The organism is Arthrobacter alpinus, assembly GCF_001445575.1.
GTDB lineage: Bacteria > Actinomycetota > Actinomycetes > Actinomycetales > Micrococcaceae > Specibacter > Specibacter alpinus_C.
Map to the genome: position 1 here is coordinate 915,477 of NZ_CP013200.1, position 18,591 is coordinate 934,067.

The 18,591-nt window shown below is 60.0% G+C and carries 21 protein-coding genes; 10 read left to right on the forward strand and 11 right to left on the reverse strand.

The window, feature by feature from the left end:
* Positions 1-83 precede the first annotated feature (83 nt).
* The gene (gene istA / locus AS189_RS04000; protein ID WP_062286435.1) at positions 84-1,610 is read left to right on the forward strand and encodes an IS21 family transposase; all 1,527 of its coding nucleotides are present in this window, start codon (positions 84-86) and stop codon (positions 1,608-1,610) included.
* Positions 1,607-2,386: an IS21-like element helper ATPase IstB gene (istB, locus tag AS189_RS04005; protein WP_272946725.1), complete on the forward strand. Its 780-nt coding sequence runs from the start codon at positions 1,607-1,609 to the stop codon at positions 2,384-2,386. The genes istA and istB overlap by 4 nt, the downstream gene beginning before the upstream one ends.
* A gap of 30 nt (positions 2,387-2,416) precedes the next feature.
* On the opposite strand, the gene AS189_RS04010 is transcribed toward istB, so the two are convergent.
* The 4 genes from AS189_RS04010 to AS189_RS04030 all read right to left on the reverse strand — a co-directional run bounded on the left by AS189_RS04010 (position 2,417) and on the right by AS189_RS04030 (position 8,254).
* Entirely contained in the window at positions 2,417-3,238 is an 822-nt protein-coding gene (locus AS189_RS04010; protein ID WP_062286436.1) for a 5'-nucleotidase, read from the reverse strand.
* 146 nt (positions 3,239-3,384) lie between these two features.
* Positions 3,385-4,578: a restriction endonuclease subunit S gene (locus AS189_RS19245; RefSeq protein WP_082634057.1), complete on the reverse strand. Its 1,194-nt coding sequence runs from the start codon at positions 4,576-4,578 to the stop codon at positions 3,385-3,387.
* Positions 4,575-6,152, reverse strand: coding sequence for a type I restriction-modification system subunit M (locus tag AS189_RS04025; protein ID WP_062292911.1), 1,578 nt, complete (start codon positions 6,150-6,152; stop codon positions 4,575-4,577). The genes AS189_RS19245 and AS189_RS04025 overlap by 4 nt, the downstream gene beginning before the upstream one ends.
* Before the next feature lie 41 nt (positions 6,153-6,193).
* Complete coding sequence (locus AS189_RS04030) at positions 6,194-8,254, reverse strand: hypothetical protein (protein ID WP_129587144.1); 2,061 nt, start codon at positions 8,252-8,254, stop codon at positions 6,194-6,196.
* A gap of 238 nt (positions 8,255-8,492) precedes the next feature.
* Between AS189_RS04030 and AS189_RS04035 the strand changes: the two genes are divergently transcribed.
* The 4 genes from AS189_RS04035 (at position 8,493) to AS189_RS19250 (ending at position 10,693) form a co-directional block, all read left to right on the forward strand.
* A complete protein-coding gene (locus AS189_RS04035) occupies positions 8,493-8,720 on the forward strand; it encodes a hypothetical protein (RefSeq protein ID WP_062286440.1) in 228 nt (75 codons plus the stop codon).
* Positions 8,717-9,202, forward strand: a complete 486-nt coding sequence (locus AS189_RS04040) for a hypothetical protein (RefSeq protein ID WP_062286441.1) — start codon at positions 8,717-8,719, stop codon at positions 9,200-9,202. The genes AS189_RS04035 and AS189_RS04040 overlap by 4 nt, the downstream gene beginning before the upstream one ends.
* Before the next feature lie 26 nt (positions 9,203-9,228).
* On the forward strand, positions 9,229-9,819 hold the full coding sequence (locus AS189_RS04045; protein ID WP_062286442.1) for a hypothetical protein: 591 nt from the start codon (positions 9,229-9,231) through the stop codon (positions 9,817-9,819).
* 94 nt (positions 9,820-9,913) lie between these two features.
* Positions 9,914-10,693, forward strand: a complete 780-nt coding sequence (locus AS189_RS19250) for a TM2 domain-containing protein (RefSeq protein WP_237759965.1) — start codon at positions 9,914-9,916, stop codon at positions 10,691-10,693.
* Positions 10,694-10,786: 93 nt separating this feature from the next.
* Here the strand turns inward: AS189_RS19250 and AS189_RS04055 are convergent, their stop codons facing one another.
* A complete protein-coding gene (locus tag AS189_RS04055) occupies positions 10,787-11,272 on the reverse strand; it encodes a cupin domain-containing protein (RefSeq protein WP_062286443.1) in 486 nt (161 codons plus the stop codon).
* 67 nt (positions 11,273-11,339) lie between these two features.
* On the opposite strand from AS189_RS04055, the gene AS189_RS04060 reads away from it, so the two are divergent.
* Complete coding sequence (locus tag AS189_RS04060; protein WP_082634060.1) at positions 11,340-11,957, forward strand: TetR/AcrR family transcriptional regulator; 618 nt, start codon at positions 11,340-11,342, stop codon at positions 11,955-11,957.
* Between the two features lie 13 nt (positions 11,958-11,970).
* Here AS189_RS04060 and AS189_RS04065 read toward each other — a convergent pair whose 3' ends face one another.
* Positions 11,971-12,393, reverse strand: a complete 423-nt coding sequence (locus AS189_RS04065) for a PLD nuclease N-terminal domain-containing protein (RefSeq protein WP_062286445.1) — start codon at positions 12,391-12,393, stop codon at positions 11,971-11,973.
* A gap of 83 nt (positions 12,394-12,476) precedes the next feature.
* Between AS189_RS04065 and AS189_RS04070 the strand changes: the two genes are divergently transcribed.
* A complete protein-coding gene (locus AS189_RS04070) occupies positions 12,477-12,797 on the forward strand; it encodes a DUF4229 domain-containing protein (RefSeq protein ID WP_062286446.1) in 321 nt (106 codons plus the stop codon).
* Between the two features lie 3 nt (positions 12,798-12,800).
* Here the strand turns inward: AS189_RS04070 and AS189_RS04075 are convergent, their stop codons facing one another.
* The 5 genes from AS189_RS04075 to AS189_RS04095 form a co-directional block, all read right to left on the reverse strand.
* A complete protein-coding gene (locus AS189_RS04075) occupies positions 12,801-13,679 on the reverse strand; it encodes a 1,4-dihydroxy-2-naphthoate polyprenyltransferase (protein WP_062286447.1) in 879 nt (292 codons plus the stop codon).
* A gap of 111 nt (positions 13,680-13,790) precedes the next feature.
* Entirely contained in the window at positions 13,791-14,933 is a 1,143-nt protein-coding gene (locus tag AS189_RS04080; protein WP_062286448.1) for an AMP-binding protein, read from the reverse strand.
* A 28-nt stretch (positions 14,934-14,961) separates the two neighbouring features.
* Positions 14,962-15,915, reverse strand: a complete 954-nt coding sequence (locus tag AS189_RS04085; RefSeq protein ID WP_062286449.1) for a 1,4-dihydroxy-2-naphthoyl-CoA synthase — start codon at positions 15,913-15,915, stop codon at positions 14,962-14,964.
* 58 nt (positions 15,916-15,973) lie between these two features.
* A complete protein-coding gene (locus tag AS189_RS04090; RefSeq protein ID WP_062292914.1) occupies positions 15,974-16,408 on the reverse strand; it encodes a VOC family protein in 435 nt (144 codons plus the stop codon).
* Between the two features lie 230 nt (positions 16,409-16,638).
* Positions 16,639-17,073 (reverse strand): DoxX family protein, encoded by a 435-nt coding sequence (locus AS189_RS04095; protein ID WP_062286450.1) that lies wholly within the window; start codon positions 17,071-17,073, stop codon positions 16,639-16,641.
* Between the two features lie 184 nt (positions 17,074-17,257).
* On the opposite strand from AS189_RS04095, the gene AS189_RS04100 reads away from it, so the two are divergent.
* Both AS189_RS04100 and AS189_RS04105 read left to right on the forward strand, forming a co-directional pair.
* The gene (locus tag AS189_RS04100; RefSeq protein ID WP_062286451.1) at positions 17,258-17,866 is read left to right on the forward strand and encodes a GNAT family N-acetyltransferase; all 609 of its coding nucleotides are present in this window, start codon (positions 17,258-17,260) and stop codon (positions 17,864-17,866) included.
* A gap of 1 nt (position 17,867) precedes the next feature.
* Complete coding sequence (locus tag AS189_RS04105) at positions 17,868-18,572, forward strand: tyrosine-protein phosphatase (protein WP_062286452.1); 705 nt, start codon at positions 17,868-17,870, stop codon at positions 18,570-18,572.
* The last annotated feature ends 19 nt before the right edge of the window (positions 18,573-18,591 follow it).

Consider the following 18,591-nt stretch of genomic DNA (forward strand, 5'->3'; position numbering starts at 1 on the left):
CGTGTTCTTAACGGCGGGAGCCCCTTCCTGGGGTTTGATGTCGGTGTCTAGTCGCACCAAACCACACCAGGAAGAGGCTCTGTATGAAGTCTGACGGAGAAATCATGGAAATTCTTGAAGCGTACGATCTTACGAAGTCGTTTCGCGCCGCGGCAGTCCTCGCGGGTTGTTCGCACCACACCGTAGCCAAGCACGTCGCCGCCCGCACTGCCGGCAAGCCTTTGGCGGAACCAGTATCCAGGGAAAAGATCACTGATGAGTACCTGCCCAAGATCGAGGAACTCGTAGAAAAGACGCGTGGCCGGATCCGGGCTGATGTCGCCCACCAGAAACTGGTAGGCATGGGTTTCGAAGGGTCGGAGCGTTCCACCCGCCGCGCGATAGCCCAAGTCAAAGACGCGTGGAAGCTCGGCCGGGTACGCGTGCACCGCCCCTGGATCACAGAACCTGGCGGCTGGCTACAGTACGATTTCGGCGACGGCCCCTCCATCGATGGTGTGAAGACGGTGTTGTTCGTGGCGTGGCTGGCCTGGTCACGATTCCGGATCGTCATCGCGCTACGGGACCGGACAGCACCATCTGTGTTCGCTGCTCTCGATCGCTGTTTCCGCATTATTGGCGGGGCTCCGGTTTATATCCTCACTGACAACGAGAAGACGGTAACTGTCTCCCACGTGGCCGGGGTACCGGTGAGAAACCTGCAAACCGTGGATTTCGCCCGCTACTACGGGGTGACCGTGTTGACGTGTCAGCCGGCGGATCCTGCTTCCAAGGGCGGGGTGGAGAACGCGGTAAAGGTCGCTAAGGCTGACATCGTGCCCAAGGACACGAACCTGCGCGAGGCGTATGGTTCCTTCGCTGAGGTGGAGGCCGCGTGTGAGGAGTTCATGGCCCACATCAATGCTCGTGAGCACCGCAGCACCAAGCGTAAACCGGCGTTGATGCTTGCTGAGGAGGTGTTGCGCCTGCATCGGGTTCCCGATGACGCCCACACGGTCTCTTTTGGATTAGCACGCACCGTGCCACCGAACACGCCCATGGTCACGTTCAACAACGCCATGTATTCCGTGCCGTCCCACCTGTTGGGGCAGCGGGTGTTCGTTCGTTCCCACGGGGCTGGCCCGGATGAAAAGGTCGTCATCGTGCACCACGGCGTGAATGGCCCGGTGGAAGTCGCCCGCCACGGCAGTGCCAGACCAGGGAGCCCTGCAATCAATGACGATCACTTTCCCGGGTATGTGGAAAGGATCCCGGGCGATTACACACCCAGGGCCCGTACCGGGGCCGAGGCGGAGTTCCTGGCCATCGGTGGTGGTGCCGTTACCTGGCTCAAGGAAGCAGCCGCGGTTGGCACTCAACGGATCAACGTGAAAATGGCTGAGGCTGTTTCTCTGGCGAAGATCGCCGGTGTCATTGATGTTGACCGGGCCCTAGGGACTGCGGCGATTCATGGACGGTTCGCCCATGGAGATCTTTCCTCAATCCTGCAAGCAGGACGGGCCAACATCACCACCCACACCGCGAACGAGGGCACCTCCCTGACTCAGGGCACCGGCGCTTGGGCCGCGATCACCACAACAACCGCCACCGTCAGTGAGGTAAAGCAGTGAACCCGATCAACACCACCGCCCCGGCACTGCCACAGGACCTCGAGGCGATGATGCGTTCCTTGAAGATGCCCCACGCCCGCACCTTGGCGCCGGAACTCATCGCTACCGCCCGTGCCCAGCGCTGGGAACCAGTAGAGGTCATCAAAGCCCTCTTTGCCGAGGAAATCCGTGGCAGGGCCGCCTCGATGCTCGCCACCCGGCGCAAGGCGGCCGGGTTCCCGACCGGGAAAACTTTCGATGTGTGGGACCCGGCCGCTTCCTCGATCCCGGCCCCGACTCAGCAAGCCCTGCGGACTCTGGAATGGATTAGGCGTGGGGAAAACCTTGTCGTTTGCGGGCCCTCCGGTACCGGGAAAACGTTCTTCCTCGAGGCCCTGGGCCAGCAAGCCGTCGAAGAAGGTTTACGTGTGGTGTGGTTCCGGCTCGAGGACCTCGGTCAGCTCATCCGCGCCCACCGCACCGATGACAGTGTCACTAGAGCTATCACCCGGGTGCTGCGCGCTGATTTGGTGGTGGTTGACGATATTGGTTTGTTGCCCGTGGGTACTGATGCTTCCGAGGGACTTTACCGGGTCGTGGATGCCGCCTACGAGAAACGCTCCATCGCGATCTCTTCCAATCTGCACCCGGCCGGCTTCGACGAGCTCATGCCTAAAACCCTGGCGACAGCGACAGTTGACCGGCTCCTGCACCATGCCCATGTCTGCCAGACCAGTGGTGACTCCGTCAGGCTCACCCAAGCCCTGGCGGGGAAGGGAGTAACGAAACTGAGCTAAAACACTGGATCGGAATGGCCAACCACAAATCTAAAGTTGTGGGCAGATCTCATGGCCATATCCGGGCACTTTTGCTGGCCACCAGCGGGCAGAAAACCTGACCGCTGGTGGGCAGAAACTCATGGCCCTTGACAGAGCAGTAACAAGAGAGATTCTAAGCCTAGGCTTGTACGAGGGCTCGGCCTTCTGACGGGCGATCTCAAGTTCTTGGATTAGGTTGAGGTCGGCAAGCAGGCGTTTGAGAGGGCCCGGCGAGAGGGCTCGCTCGCGGTTCGTTGTTTCATGGTCATAGTATTTGTCGATGTCCCCAGTATTTTCTTGGTAGACCCTTTCGGCTGCATCATCGCCCAATACACCGTCGAAGTCGAAGGCCACACGCAAAGAGTCCCCGCCAGTGTAGATCGCTGTGGAAGGGAGAACGTGACCTGCCGGGAATCCCATGAGTGTGGCAGCGTCCACGTCGGAGCGACTGCCTGACAAGAACAGCGACATATCGAAGGCGTCGATGTACTGGTACGGTGCCTGCCCTTGAGTGAATACGGCTCTTGAAATTTGTAGACCATATGTCTTCACCGAACGCATGACTCGAAGTCCTGTTGATGGGTCGTTCTTAGACAGGACGATTACCTCAACCAATGGATCAGCAGCGCTTCGGAGATCGTTGAGGCTGAGTAGGCGCTCGATGAACGGGAAGGCCACTCCAGGCTGAAGAGTGTCGTCGATGTGCTCGTCCTGGTACGCGCGGTATTTTTCCTCTTTATGCTCAACGAAGTAGGCATCTGACTCGGTGAGATCAAAAAGCGCGCTGGACGAGACGCCGATGACGAGTCGATTTTCGAGCGAGTAGGGCATAGATTTCTTTCTTGAACGAGTCAACGCCCGTTTCGGCGGTCGCTGAGTTTGGTGTATGAGATGTCTGACCGTGGCAAGGCCAGATGATTAACAAAATGGAGGGCCCTATACCGCGCTACCCCCGTGGCAGAGGCGCCCCTCCGGACTCAAACGGCAGCAGAGACGAGTGTTTCGGCATCCTTGACTCGCAGCTTGCCGGACATCAGCTGGGGGAGCAATGCGTCGCGAGTTGCGGCCAAATTTGCGTTCTGCAGCCTAGTGTCGGCTGCCACTAGGCCGGTACTTGTGACACGGTCCTGAATGTCAGCTGGGACTGCTCGCGGATCCAGTACCAGCGTGGCGAGTAGATCGCCTGGCTTCACTCGTTGATGGCTTCCTGATGTCCCAGCAACTTTCGATTCTAGGGCTGCGCTAAATCCGGGTTGGGAAAGAATTGCCCAGAGAACTGTTGTCGATGAGTGCAATGGCTCGAGAACCAAAAATTCTGTTGATGCTAACGCAGGGATACTGGGAACCTGTGAGACGTTCCACAGACGAGGAAAACGCGGATTCAATTTTGATACGAGTACTGATGGTCGCTCGATCAGGAACTTCGAGCTCTTGATATCGAGTGGGCTGGATTCGTCAGGGAGTTGGCCCGAGTCAAATGCAGGCAGGCTGAATTGAGCCACAATAGAATCATTTAATAGTTCGGGGTTTGTTGAATTCTTGTGGTATCCGACGATGTCGTCCAGATGCACCGTCGGTTTGAAACTGCTCAACAAGGCAACAGCCAAGTCCTCCGCAGCCGCAGCGAGTTTGGTGTTGGCGGCGATCTTGTCGTCGAGGGCGCCCAGGACTTCTGCGATGGCTTGCTGCTGTTCGAGTTCTGGAAGCTCGATGGAGATGCCACGAAGTGACGTAAGTGGTTGACCAATTCCTGGTGTCCCGACGGTGGAGGCACGCATTAGCAGCTCACGCTCACCCGGACCTCTAAAATAATACAAAACGTATTTCGGATCCGCTTTGGCAGGGTTGACAGTCAATTTCATCATGCTTGACGAGAGTAACATGCGCTGTTTCCCGACTAGTCCGACTCGACCGATCGCACCCCTGTGTGGAAAGACTAAGTCGCCCTCATTCAACATTGATGACGAGAGTTTCTCTGCAGTTTCAGGAGAAACAAACACCAAGTCTTCTTCATCAAGATAGGGACTTGCCTTAATGTTCTGTCCTCGAACAACTGGGACGCCGGAAGCAGTGTACAGCTCCGCCTTGAGGTTTGAACCGAATGGACCGATTGCTATGGAGCGTGCCGAGGTAGCCGCAATATCCTGAATTTTTATAGTCTTGCGACTCACAGAACCCTCCCCAGCTGCTCGCGCACAACGGCCGCCAAACGGTCAGACTCATCGAACTGCTCAAACAATTCTGCAGAAAGCCGGGCGATCTTTTCCTCGATCGGCTCGCCGTCGTCCTCAACCTCTGCGGCGCCAACATAGCGGCCGGGCGTCAACGCGTAGTCGGCGGCCTTGATTTCCGCCAAGGTGGCCGACTTGCAGAATCCGGGTTCGTCGTCGTACGTGAGCCCAGCAGCAACAGCGGAAGGCGAACCGCGCCAGGCGTGGAACGTCCCGGCGATCTTCGCGATGTCCCCATCCGAGAGAGCACGCTCAGCGCGATCCACCATGTGCCCCAAGTTCCGGGCATCGATGAACAAGACCTGGCCGGTCCGGTCAACGGAACCCGCAGCGCCCGCGGTCTTGTCCTTCGCGAAGAACCACGTGCACACAGGAATGCCAGTGGAACGAAACAGCTGCGTGGGCAGGGCGATCATGCAGGAGACCAAATCGGCCTCCACCAGCTGGGCGCGGATCTCGCCCTCGCCGCCGGAGTTCGACGACATGGAGCCATTCGCCATGACCACGCCAGCGGAACCGCCAGGGGCCAGCTTTGAAATGATGTGCTGGATCCACGCATAATTCGCGTTGCCGGCTGGGGGTACGCCGTACTTCCAGCGCGGATCGCTCTCGGAACGTGCCCAGTCCTTGATGTTGAACGGCGGGTTGGCCATGATGAAATCGGCCTGCATGTCCGGGTGCTGATCGCGGGCAAAGGTATCGCCCCAGCGCGAGGCAAGATTGCCGTTGAGACCGTGAATGGCAAGGTTCATCTTCGCCATACGCCAGGTACGCTCATTCAATTCCTGCCCGTAGACCGAGATCTCAGAGCCCTCCTTGTTGTGCGATTCCAGAAACTTCTCGGCCTGCACAAACATGCCGCCGGACCCGCACGCAGGGTCATACACGCGGCCGTGGGTCGGTTCCAGAACCTCAACCAGCACGCGGACCACGCCGGCCGGCGTGTAGAACTCGCCGCCGCGCTTGCCCTCGGCGCGGGCGAACTTCTCCAGAAAGTATTCGTACACCTCGCCCAGCAGGTCGCGGGCCTTCGTGGCGCCCTCGCCCGTGAACTTTGCGGAGTTGAACAAGTCCAGCAGCTCGCCCAGACGGCGCTGGTCAATATTGTCTTTGTTGAAAATCATGGGCAGCGTGGCGGCGAGGGTGGGGTTCGATCCCATGACATACGCCATGGCGTCATCGATCAGCTCGCCGATGCTCTTGGCGTGCTCGTCCATCGACGCCACGGTGCCTTTGGCGTTCTGCGCCAGGTAGGTCCAGCGTGCGCGGGCCGGAACCCAGAACACACCGCGGCCCGTGTACTCGTCGATGTCGTCAATGAGCTGGCCGATCTGGTCCTCATTCAGCCCCTCGGCCGTCAGCTCAGTGCGGATCTGCTCGCGTCGCTCATCGAAGGCATCGGAAACATACTTCAGGAACACCAGCCCCAGAATCACGTCCTTGTACTGCGAGGCATCCATGGACCCGCGCAACTTGTCCGCGGCCTTCCACAACGTGTCCTTCAATTCCTTCATGGTCGAGGGCAGCGCCTCAACCTTTGCCTTCTTCGCAGCCACTAGCTGGTTCCCTCCGTAGTCATGCCAAAATTCAAAACCGAAAAACTTCCCTGCACGGCGCCATCCACCAGCAACCCCGAAAGCTCATCCAACTGTTGCAACCGTACCGCCAGCCTCCGACGTTCCTCCGCCACCGCCGCCAGCGCCCCACTCAAGGCGGGCTTGGCGCCGTCGTGCATTCTGCGCGCAGGGCATTGCCGCCAATCACCAGTCCAGCCCGATAAATCTCGCGCCAGAACCTCTGGAAGCAGTCCACCAGGACTTTTGGAGCTGATCCGCAGGATCCTCGCCGGATAAAGTACGACGGCGGCCCCCACCTCATCGACCATGGCGCCGGCGTGCGCTCCGGTTGCGAAGATGACGTCGCCCGGTTCACTCAGCCGACCTTGTGGGTAGGCGTTGGCGAACACCAGCTGGCTGATCTTGCGTGATTCACGCGGCAATTCTCCGCTGATTTCCTCGACGCCAATGATGGGGAGCTGGGCGCGTCCGGAAAGCTCCGTTTCCACATGGTTGTCAGCTATGCGATGGCCGGGCAGGTATTTCACGGCGCCGGACTTAATAGCCGCGTCAACAGTTGTTGGGCGCAGCGCTGTGCGGCTTTCGGCGCTCAGCGCGATGCTCAGTGGTTCACTCGGGCTCTGGCTGAGCGATTCCAGCAGATTCTCGGCATCAATCAACTGCGCCGTTGAGGCTTGTGAGGGCCGTCCGGGTTTTTCCAAGACCGGGAGCTTGGCCGTAAAGGAGCCTTGGTTGGCCAGCAAAGAGCGTGTCCGCACAATCTGGGAAAATCTAAATGAGTGTGCCCACACGTAGTCGCGATTGCCCATCGACGCGGCGAGATCACCAACCAGGTCAGCCCTGACGGAGGCCGTCATTTCCTGCCCTGAAAGATCGGCCACCATGGTCCACCTGTCGGCAATGGAAACATCTGCATGCGCGGGACCCAGCACCCACAACGCCTGAGCCTGACGTGGACTGGACGGCAGCATCCCCTGCGGCAGCCGGACTATGGCCCGGACCCGGTCCGAACGCAGAATGTCAGAACGGATGGCCTCCGCCTCACGATTATGAGTCGTGCGCAGCAAGGAATCGCTCAGGATCGGTGCCGGAGCTAGGACAACGGCACACTCCTGATGGGTCATCTCCAAGGAGATGTTGTCGATGGCCGTCAAGACTTCAACGGCATCCGAGGTGGGGAACGAAGGGGAGGGGAACTGTGCCAGCCTCACCTTGACCTGTTCCTGGCGGACGGTGCCGGCCTGATTAGTGACGTGCAGATTTTCTTTGGAGCGGCCATGCACCAGCATTCGCCTGCGAGCAAGCCGGGCTGATTCGGAAGCCAAAGTCCCCACGCACAAGGTGGCCGGTGCGGCCTCGCCCAAAATTTCGGCGACGGCCAGAAGGAAGTCGCTGCCGCCGTCGTCCGTGAAAACAGGTTCCTGCTCACTACCTGCCGTTAATTCCACAGCAGTGGCCGCGAGTAGCTCAATAGCCTCGGCGGTCAGCATGGTCTTGGCCTGAACGGCCGGGCCGGCGCGGAATCTATCCCCGAGCAGTTGCTCAAAGGCCGCTGCCGCCGTGTAGGAGGCGTCCGTCAGTAGATCCGCGTAGCTGGCCAGTGGGAGCAGATTTGGACCAAGATTCTCTATCTCGGTGAAGAGGAACTCATTGTCAGGATCGTATTCATCGGCGAAATCCACCAGATCTTCGGCGTTATGGCCTCCCAGCGGCATATCCATGAGGCAGCGCAGGGCAATCAGCGCCGTGAGGCCGGCGAAATGCGTGTGCTTGCTGTCCTGGCCCAACGGGGAGGAGAAGGCTGCCGCGTCCTCGGCTGCGTGGGGATTATTGCCACGGCCGGTGGCGGTCAGCCAGTCCGTTATATCTGCGGCATTGAAGAGTTCCTGGCGGCCACTGGTGCCAATTGGGGCCGGGAAGGGATCTGCTGAGTTCTTGCTGCGGGAGCGCCACATGGACACTACCGGGCGCTGGACCTGAGCCAGATTCGCGATCTCGGACAAGGTGATCTGCAGTTGCTGTCCAAGCTGTTTGGTCATGCGGATCTCCTTGTCTTTGAGGTAGGAGTCCATTCTATGACCATTGTGGACAAACCCTGTGGAAATGTTGATAACCCCAGTTATCAGCTCTCACGTGGATTCCATTTCGGGGACACTTTAGATTCATTCCAGAGCACAGATCAAGTGCTGGGACATGGTGAAGAATTCCGGGCTGGCCATTGGGGGCAGCCCGGTGAGTACCCAGCGGCTAGGGAATCAAGGCGGAAGGAGCCAGTCGATGGCCAAGGAACTGAGCTTCCTGAGCGGAAACCTCATGGGGAATCCGTTTGAGGGGACGGCATTCGCTGCGGTGGCGGTCTTCCGAATCAACGGAAAAGTCCCGGATCAGGCGGACATTGTTAAATGCTTGCAGACTGCAGGTTTGCAGGGAACGGATGAAGAAGTGCAGAAGGTTGTAGACCTTCTGCCGGAACAGTTGAAACCTGAGATTGAGGAAAAATTATGAGCGTCCCAGCAACACCCGTCTCAGATCATGCCGGACATGCCGATTTTTCAGTGGTGCCGGCAGTTCCGGTCAAGAGCCGCCAACACCTCTACTTTGGCCTTGGCGGACTGTCGATTGGCCTAGTAGCAGGCTTGTTGCTCGCCGCCGGTGGCGCTGCGCTGGGTGATGCCATGGCGAGCTCCAACGCCATCCCGGCCGCACTTGAGGAATGTTCCGTTGTGGACGCCACCGGTGTTGAGGTGATGGACAACGGCAAGAGCCTGAACCTGCGGACCAGTGGTGAGGACAGTACCGGTACTGATGTTGCCTCTGTGGTCTGTGTCCTCAACGAACTGGAAGCACCCGAGAGTATCTTCACCAAGCTGGAGTCAACTCGGGCCCTTGATGGGACCCAGAGCACCGAGTGGTCTGGATACGCCGCTTCCTGGACCTACCATCCGGACAACGGGCTCAACATCATTGTGGAAACCGCGGCCAAGTAGCTGCTTTAACCAGTCAGGAGATTCCCATGAGTAATACCGAAGCAACCGATGCAAGCCGGCCCAAGCGCCGTGGCGTGAAAGCGGTAGCCGTGGCGCTCGCCGTCGTACTTCTTTTTGGTGGAGGTTTTTGGTTGGGCCAGGCCACCACCGACCCCATGAACAGTGACGAGTACGTCGCCCTCGAAGCCACGGGCCAAAAGGCCGCGACCGACCGCGACGTCTTTAGGGGCCAGCTGGAAGAACTTCAGGGCGAGGTAGCCGCCAGCAGGTCGGCGGCCGTGGAGCAGGACGACGCCATTCTTCTGCGGGAGGCCGCTGTGAAGAAGGCTGAGGAAGAGGTCAAGAAACGCGAATCGGCCGTGACCGCGGTCGAAAAGAAGAAGGAAGCCAACACCATCAGCGATGGCACTTGGGTTGTTGGTGTGGATATTGAAGCCGGAAGCTACAAGGCTGCGAGCAGTGTGGGCTCATCTTGCTACTGGGCAATCCTTGTCAGTGGCACCAACGGCGACGACATCATCAATAACGACCTACCCGGTGGCGGACTTCCCTCCGTGACCCTAGCTGCGGGACAAGATTTCAAGTCCTCACGCTGTGGTTCCTGGGCCAAGCAATAACTCTTTAGCGCAACGGCCGCGCACGACGCGGTTGCTTAACCATCAAATGAAACACCCATAACCGGCAGCTTTGCTCTGCCCGAAAGGAAGCATCATGCAGCACGAAAGCTACACCAAAGAAGCCCAGCAGGCGCCGTTCACTCCTGTCCAGCACGAGGGATCCAAGTCATTCATGGTGACCTGGTTGCTCTCCTTGTTCCTTGGCTACTGGGGTGTGGACCGCTTCTACCTGGGCAAGGTTGGCACGGGTCTGCTGAAGCTGTTCACCCTGGGCGGGTTCGGTGTCTGGGCGCTGATCGATCTGATCATCACCTTGGCCGGAAAGCAGACGGACAAGGCCGGCAACCCACTGACCGGGTACTCCAAGAACAAGATCGTGGCCATTGTGGTCACTGCGGTTCTGCTGCTGGTAGGTGGCATTGGCGGGGCCTCGGCAGCATCTTCAGGGACCAAAGCCGTAGTCGAATCGGGCATCGAGGCTCCGGCCGCACCGGTTGCCGAGGCTCCCGCCGAAAAGCCTGCTGTAGCGCCCGCCGTCGAGAAGCCAGCTGAGAAGCCAGCTGAAGCGACTTGGGTTGAAGTTGCCGCATTGAACGGCACCGCAGACCAGGCCAGCCAGGTCTTTGCACTCTCCGGCAAGGAAACTCGTTTGGTTTACGAGTTCATCGGATCAGACCCGGAGATGGCAATCGCCGCCATCTACTTGGAGAAGGAAGGCACCGACATCATGGTTGACGGCGGCATCCCGGTGGTCATGGCATCCAAGCCGGAGAGCAACACCACGGCCATCCACAAGAAGGCCGGCAACTACTTCCTGGACGTCAAGGCGGCAAACCTGGACTCCTGGACAGTGCGGATCGAAGAGAAAAAGTAGCTCACAACAGCGAAGCTCGGCCTCAAACACTGGACAGTGTTTGAGGCCGAGCTTCGCTGACTAATAATCCTCGCGGCAACCGGCCTGAGAAAATCAGTCAAATGGCGGCGGGCCTACAATCACGATCCCGCCGTTGATCCTCCCGGACTCCCTAATCAGATCGAAATCGACCACCCCGCTGCCCTCGCTATCCAGGGGTACGCTGGCGCCCATGTAGAAACCCTGGGCGTTGCCGGGCGTCTGAAAACACAGCAGGCTCGTGTTCTCGGCCGTGACCTTGAACGCGTGGGGTTGGCCGCGCAGTGCCATGACCAAACCCCCTGCGCCGACGCGCTGCTCAACGCCGTCGAGGTTGATGAGGATCTCCCCGGAGAGGATATACAGGGCTTCGTCCGTGTCCGGATGGATATGCATGGGCGTCACTTTGCCGGATTCCATCGCGTCGCGGTAGATCAGCGAAGCGCCGTCGGTCGCCTCGGCCGTGGCCAGCCAAGTATGGACACCACCCCCATGGAACCACCGCCGCTCACCTTCCCCGGCTTGGCGGATGAATGACTTGGCCTGCTTCTTCGTGTCCATGGGACTCGCCTCGATGGTGGGCAAATGAGTTTATGGGACTGATGTCTCATAACAAGACTGCGGTATCATGAGCAACATGTCAACCCCTTATGTGGACCTTGGTCGCAGCGGTCAAAAGCGCCGCACTCTCGATGCCCTGGTGAGTGCTGCGCGGGAGATGGTCGCGGCTGGTAAGACACCCACAGTGGACGATGCTGCCCTGGCGGCAGGGGTGGCCAGAAGCACGGCTTACCGCTATTTTCCGGGGCAGCGTGAGCTGTTGGCTGCGGCCCATCCGGAGACGGCGTTGGTGTCCATGCTGTCCGAAAATCCGGGTGAGGATCCTGCTGAGCGGCTTGACGCCGTCGTGCGCCGATTTACCGGCATGATCGTTGAAACCGAGGACCAGCAACGGACCATGCTCAAATTATCGCTCGATCCTGTGCAGTCCGGAGAGGGCCTGCCGCTGCGCCAAGGCCGGGCCATTCCGTGGATCACCGAGGCGCTGGAACCGCTGCGTGGCGGGCTGTCCGACGTCGAAATTCACCGTCTGGTCTTGGCCATCCGCAGCGCCACCGGCATCGAATCCCTTGTCTGGTTGGTGGACATCGGCGGGTTGTCCCGTGAGGAAGCCATGGCGTCAATGCGCTGGAGTGCCCAGGGCTTGCTTCGCCAGGCGCTGGATGTCGGTCCGCCAAACTACTGAGGCCCGGAGCGGGCTACTTCTTGGTCTCGTCGTTCGGGTGCTCTTCGCGAAGTTTGGCCTCGCGGGCTTCCAACTCGGCCTTGAGCTTGCGGAGCCTTTCGGCCTCCAGCTTTTGGGCCCTGTTAACCGCAAGGTTGCGCAGGAACTCGGGGTCGTCGTCGGGCGCGGTGGAACGCTGCTGGCCCCCAGAAGTGGGGCCGCGCTGACCGGCAGTGGAAGAGCCAAATGAGGATGCGGTGCCTGGCGCAGCACGGGCATACTGCGGCCGGCCGAAGAGGAACCACAGACCCACGCCAATGACGTTCAGGAAGATGATCACCAAGATCCACGCGGGCTTGGGAATGCTGCGTACGTCATTGGCTTCGCTGCGAATGCAGTCAATGAGTCCGTACACAAACAGGACAACACCTAAGGTCACTGGAATGATATAGCGCATACTTCATTCTACCGTTGACAGAAAAATCAGCACCTGCTTAGGACGTTGGGGAGACGCCCAGCTTCAACCGCTAAACTTGGTCCGTGGCTTTCTTCAAATACTCCCTGATCCGCGGCGTGCTCTTTATGGCGTTCTTCCTCGTCGCCTACCTATGGATAGGACTTCAGCCCTTCTCGGCGGCCGTGATTGCTGCCCTGTGCGCCTTCGTGGTCAGCTTCATTTTCCTGCGCAAGCAGCGTGACGGTGCCACCTCGGTTGTGGCCGATCGCTTCGCTCCGAACGCCAGCACCACCCAGTCGGCCGCGGCTTTGGCCGACGCCGAGGCTGAAGACGCTCTCATTGACGAGAACCCTGATGTCTGGATTGACGCCGACCGCAAGCCTTCCGCGGACAAGAACGAATAAGCCCTACAGTGCGGTCAGCACCATGGCCACGGCGAACAGAACACTGAAGCCCAAGTTGATCAGCCCTGTCTGCTGCAGCACTGGGATCAGGGACTTGCGCTGTTTCCCCTGAAGCATGAGCCAGCTGGGCATCAGCATGAACGGCACCAGCAACAGCACCAACAAGATCCACGGCTTGGCCGGCACCAGGAACATCATGAGCGCCAGCGACAATGCCAACATCACCACATAGCTGAGCCGCGCATTTTTGTCCCCGAGCCGCACGGCGAGAGTTCGCTTGCCGACTTCGGTATCCGTGGGAATGTCGCGGACATTGTTAGCCATCAAAAGTGCGACGGCGATCAGTCCCGTTGCGATGGACCCCAACACTGCCGCTTGGCTCACCTGCCCGGCTTGGGTGAAGGTGGTGCCCAACGTGGCCACGGGGCCGAAGAACACAAAGACGAAGACATCGCCGAGGCCCATGTATCCGTAGGGATTCTTCCCTCCGGTGTAACCCCACGCTGCAAGAACCGCGCCGGCTCCCACCAGCAGCAGCCACCATGCGCTGGAGGCGAGGACCAAGCCCAAGCCGGCCAGCATGGCCAGCCCGAACATGGTGAACGCCGCCATCTTCACGTGCTGCGGCTTGGCCACTCCGCTTCCCACGAGGCGCAGCGGACCAACCCTGACCTCGTCGGTGCCGCGGATGCCATCGGAGTAATCGTTGGCGTAGTTCACACCAATCTGGAGGAGCAGGGCGACCAACATCGCCAAAATTGCGCGCCCCCAGTGCAAAGCACCAAGATCATAGGCTGCGGCCGTACCGATAATGACCGGAGCCACTGCCATGGGGAGGGTCCTCAGACGGGCTCCGGCAATCCATTGACCCACAGTGGCCACAGCGTTACTCCTATATGTGTATATGTGCAGTTGAATGAGATATTCATATTTGCATAAAAATTGACAGCCCGTTCCGCGGACCCTAGAGCTTATTCTGCCCCTTTTCTTGACTCAGGCTGCTTGCGCAGCACCGGTCAACGCGGCCAAAATTGCCGATCTATCGGGCTTTCCGTTGGGTAGCAGCGGCAACTCGGAGACGAACACCACAGTCTTAGGGACCAGATGCGGCTCCAGCAACGCCCCGGCGGCGGCCAGCAATTCGGCCTCGGTGCATGAAGCGACCACCATCGCGGCGACCTGCTGGCCCCACTCAACGGATGGAACGGGAAGCACAATTGCCTCGCGGACACCCTGCACCCGGTGCAAACCATCCGTCACGGCTCCGGGCGAAACTTTCAACCCGCCGGTGATGATGACGTCATCAGCTCGGCCCAGCACACGCAGCCGTCCCTCGTCATCCAGCTCGCCCAAGTCGCCGCTTTCATACCAACGCACCATCTCGCCGTCGTCCGCTTCCTCAGTGAAGGAGACGGAAGTGAGAGCGGCATCGCCCAGATACCCGGCGGCCACCACGTCACCGCCGAGCCAGACCCGGCCGTCACGGATGGCCAGGCGCACGCCCTCGAGCGGGACGCCGTCGTACACGCAACCGCCGCAGGTTTCGCTCATGCCATAGGTGGTGATCACGTTCAGCCCGGCACCGCGCGCGGCCTCGAGCAGCACGGGGTTCATGGGGCCGCCGCCGAGCAGAATCGCGTTGAAACGGCGCAAAACGGTCAGCGTTTCGGCGCTCGGGTTGGTCAGCAGGCGGCTGAGTTGCGTGGGGACCAGAGAGGTGAAACGCATTTTGTCGGTCAGCTCAAGGGCGGCCTCGGTGAACGCTTCGGGGGTGAATCCGCCGCTCAGATCCATGGCCCACGGGCGGGTTCCGGCGAACAGGCTGCGCACCAGAACTTGCAGCCCGGCCACGTAATTCATGGGTAGCGCGAGTAGCCACTGACCCTCGCCGGACAGCGCCATGGCCGTGCCCACGGACGACGCCGCCAGCGCCTCAACACTGAGCATGGTCCGCTTGGGTGTGCCCGTGCTCCCCGAGGTAAGTACGACGGCGGCAATCTCGGTTTCGCTTCCTTCGGCGAGTCCCAGCTCGCTTTGGGGGATGAGCGTGAAGCTGCCGTCAGGGGCGATCTGGACTGCGGGGCCCTCGCCGTGCAGTGCGTCGGAGAGTGCCTTGAGCAGGGGTTCGAGGTTCATGTGCGCCTGTTTTTAGAGGGTGGAGGGATTAGAAGTAGTAAGGGAAGGAAGACCAGTCGGGGTCGCGTTTTTCCAAGAACGCTTCCTTGCCCTCCACGGCCTCGTCCGTCATATAGGCCATGCGGGTGGCCTCGCCGGCGAAGACCTGCTGGCCTGCCAGGCCGTCGTCAGCCATATTGAAGGCGAATTTGAGCATGCGGATGGCCTGCGGGGATTGGCGGGCAATGTCTGCCGCGTATTCCAGGGCCACGTTTTCCAGATCCTGGTGGGCTACCGCCTCGTTGACGGCGCCCATGGTGACCATGTCATCTGCGGAGTATTCGCGGGCCAGGAAGAAGATTGCGCGGGCGTTCTTCTGCCCGATCTGGCGGGCCAGCAGCGCCGAGCCGTATCCGGCGTCGAAGCTTCCCACAGTGGCGTCAGTCTGCTTGAACTTGCCGTGTTCGCGGGAGGCGATGGTGAGGTCCGAGACCACGTGGAGGGAGTGTCCGCCGCCGGCTGCCCAGCCGTTGACCACGGCGATGACCACTTTGGGCATGGTGCGCATGAGGCGCTGGACCTCAAGAATGTGGAGGCGTCCGGCGCGGGCCGGGTCAATGGTTTCCTTGGTTTCGCCCTCTGCGTACCGGTAGCCGTCGCGGCCGCGGATGCGCTGATCGCCGCCGGAGCAGAAGGAGTGGCCGCCGTCTTTAGGGGAGGGGCCGTTGCCAGTCAAAAGAACGGTTGCGACGTCCGGGGTCATGCGGGCGTGGTCCATGGCGCGGTACAGCTCGTCGACCGTGCCGGGGCGGAACGCATTGCGTACCTCTGGGCGGTTGAAGGCGATGCGGACGGTGGGGAGGTCCTTGATGATCTCACCGTCTTCGCTGCGTTCCACCTGGCGGTGGTAGGTCATGTCAGTGAAGTCGAAGCCCTCAACCACGCGCCAGCGGGTGGGATCGAAGATGTCAGATACCTGGGGAGGAAGATTCGTTGCGTTCACGCTAACGATCTTAGCTGGCAGGGTGAGCTGGGGCGCAGTGGGCGTCCTGCTGCGCTCACTAACTGATGCAGAATTCGTTGCCTTCGGGGTCTGCCATGGTGAACCACGAATGCGGTCCTTGACTGGCTTCCCAGAGGAATGTGGCACCGCGGGCTTCCAAGTTCGTGCGAACCGTCATTTTGTCGTCATCTCTGAGCCGGACGTCCCAATGAATGCGGTTCTTGCCTAGCTTTTCCTGATCGCTGCGCTGGAACAAGATGCGCGGTTGCCCGTTATTTGTGTCCGAGCCTGCAATGATTGCTTGCCCATCAGACCAGACTAAAACCCCATTGTGGAGCGTGGTTTGCTCCTCGGTGGCGAAACCCTTGGCGATCATGGAGCGGATGAAAGCCTCATCGGAGGGTTCCACCTGCCAGCCCATGGTTTCTGCCCACCAATCGGCAAGAACATGCGGATTGTGGCAATCAACCACTATTTGGAGTGAGTAGCTCATGGGGAAAGTCTGCCGGTTCAGGCGCTGGGCGTCCATTATTTGGTTTATACGCAATTCCGGGGGCTGGTCCTGCGTATAGCCAAAGTGGACTTAACTTATACGCACGCCACGCCCGGCCCACTTGCGGTGCAGTCACTCTGCCGCAACGCCAGTGGGTCCCGGCTGCGTATAAACAAAGAAGGCGCACGGCTCCTGATGGAGCCGTGCGCCTCAATTACTTCAGGGGGAGGTTATGCCAGTACGCGCAACTTGGACGTGGAGCGGCCAAACAGGGCATTGTCCACCGACAGCTTGCCGGGGCCAACCAAGGCAACTGCCAGGGCTGATGCGCCCAAGAGCAGTACCAGCTCGTAGCCGCCACCTTCAACGAATACGCCCGCGGAGGCGTGGACCAGAATGATGGCGCCGAGCATGTTTAGTGTCAGCAGTGCTGCGAACGGGCGCGTTGCCAGACCCAAGATCAGGGCGATGCCACCCACCAGTTCCAGTGTTGCAATAATCGGTGCGATCACGTCAGCGGCAGGGACGCCCATCTGGGCAAATGCGCCCTGGGTTCCGACGATGGTGAATTCGTTGTACTTCTGCCAGCCGTGGGCTGCGAAGAGGAAGCCAACCACAATGCGAAGGATGGTTCGGGCGGCTGTATTCAAGGCAAGGTTGTTCATAGGATTCTCAACGTCTCTTTGGGGTCATGGGGCAGGCCTTCTGGATGAAGCGCCGAGCATCAAATAATTGAAGCTTCAATAAAATCATGCCACGGAATAAGTTGATGTGTCAATCAAAGGGTGTTGGGTGGCCCCGTCGGTGGTTAGGCGAAGCCTTCGTGCTGGTATCCGATAGTGTTTTTTTATGAGCCAGATCGCACCCGTCACCCTCCGCGGTAAATATGTCACCCTCGAGCCACTGAGCCTGGACCATCACGATGACCTGGTTGCCGCGGCGTCCGACGGCGAACTGTGGAACCTTTGGTACACCACAGTGCCGCGTCCCGAGAACATGCGCGCAAACATTGAGACACGCTTGGCCGCGCATGAGGCTGGAACTGAGATGTCGTTCACTGCGCGGCACAATGATCCCGTATCGGGGGAGCCGGGCAAGGTGATGGGGTTGACCAGTTACTACGCCATCGACCTCAATGTTCCCCGGCTCGCAATTGGTGCAACGTGGAATGCACTCAGTGCGCAGGGCACGGGAACCAATCCGGACAGCAAAAAGCTCCTACTGCAGTACGCGTTTGAGACGCTTGGCTGCGAGGTCGTTGAATTTCACACGCATTGGATGAATACCCAATCGCGGGAGGCTATTGCCCGCCTCGGCGCCAAACAGGACGGCATCTTGCGAGCTCACAGACGTCTGGCGGACGGATCACTGCGAGACACTGTGGTCTTCTCCATCCTGGCCGCCGAATGGCCGCAAGTCCGGAACGGGCTCGACTTCCGCCTCGCCAAAAAGCGCTGACATGGAGTCCTTCGATCCAGCCGCCGCGCAGTGGGACGGCGCCGTCAACGCTCGCCATCTCGCCGGCGACATCTACCGGATGGGTCGCAGCGAGTGGCTCACCGAACGTGGCTGGCAACAGCTCAGCGACGACGGCGTGCGCACCGTCATCGATCTGCGGAACCCTAGCGAGCGCAAGCGCAGGCCTACCGACCCGGTGGTGAGTGAGGCGGCGATGGTGGGGTTCGACGTCGTACATTCACCCACGGAAGACCCAGACGATCCTATGTATCAGGAACTGTTCCACCCCTACATGAACCATCCGCGGCTCTATGCGGACATTGTGCGACTTTTCCCCCTGCAGGTGGCTAGAGTCTTCAAGGAATTGGCGGTGGCACAGGGGAAAGTGGTGATCCACTGTTCGGCCGGGCGGGATCGGACCGGGCTGATTGCCACGTTGCTGCTGACGTTGCTCGGGCAGGAGGAGCGGGCCGTGCCCCAGGATGAACTGGCGGCGCGCGGCATCAACGAATGGCACCGAGTCTCGCCCGTGAAGCACCCCTATGAGCGGCATCTTGAGGAGCTGGAGCTGGCGGACGTGGTGAGGGGGCGTGGCCAAGCGTTGCAAGCATTCGCCGAAACCATGGATGTGCGGAATTTCCTGCTGGACAATGGGGTCAGCGCAGCCGAGATCGACGCCGTGATCGCGCGGAGCCGCTCGTCATGATGGCAGAGGAAGACCCGGA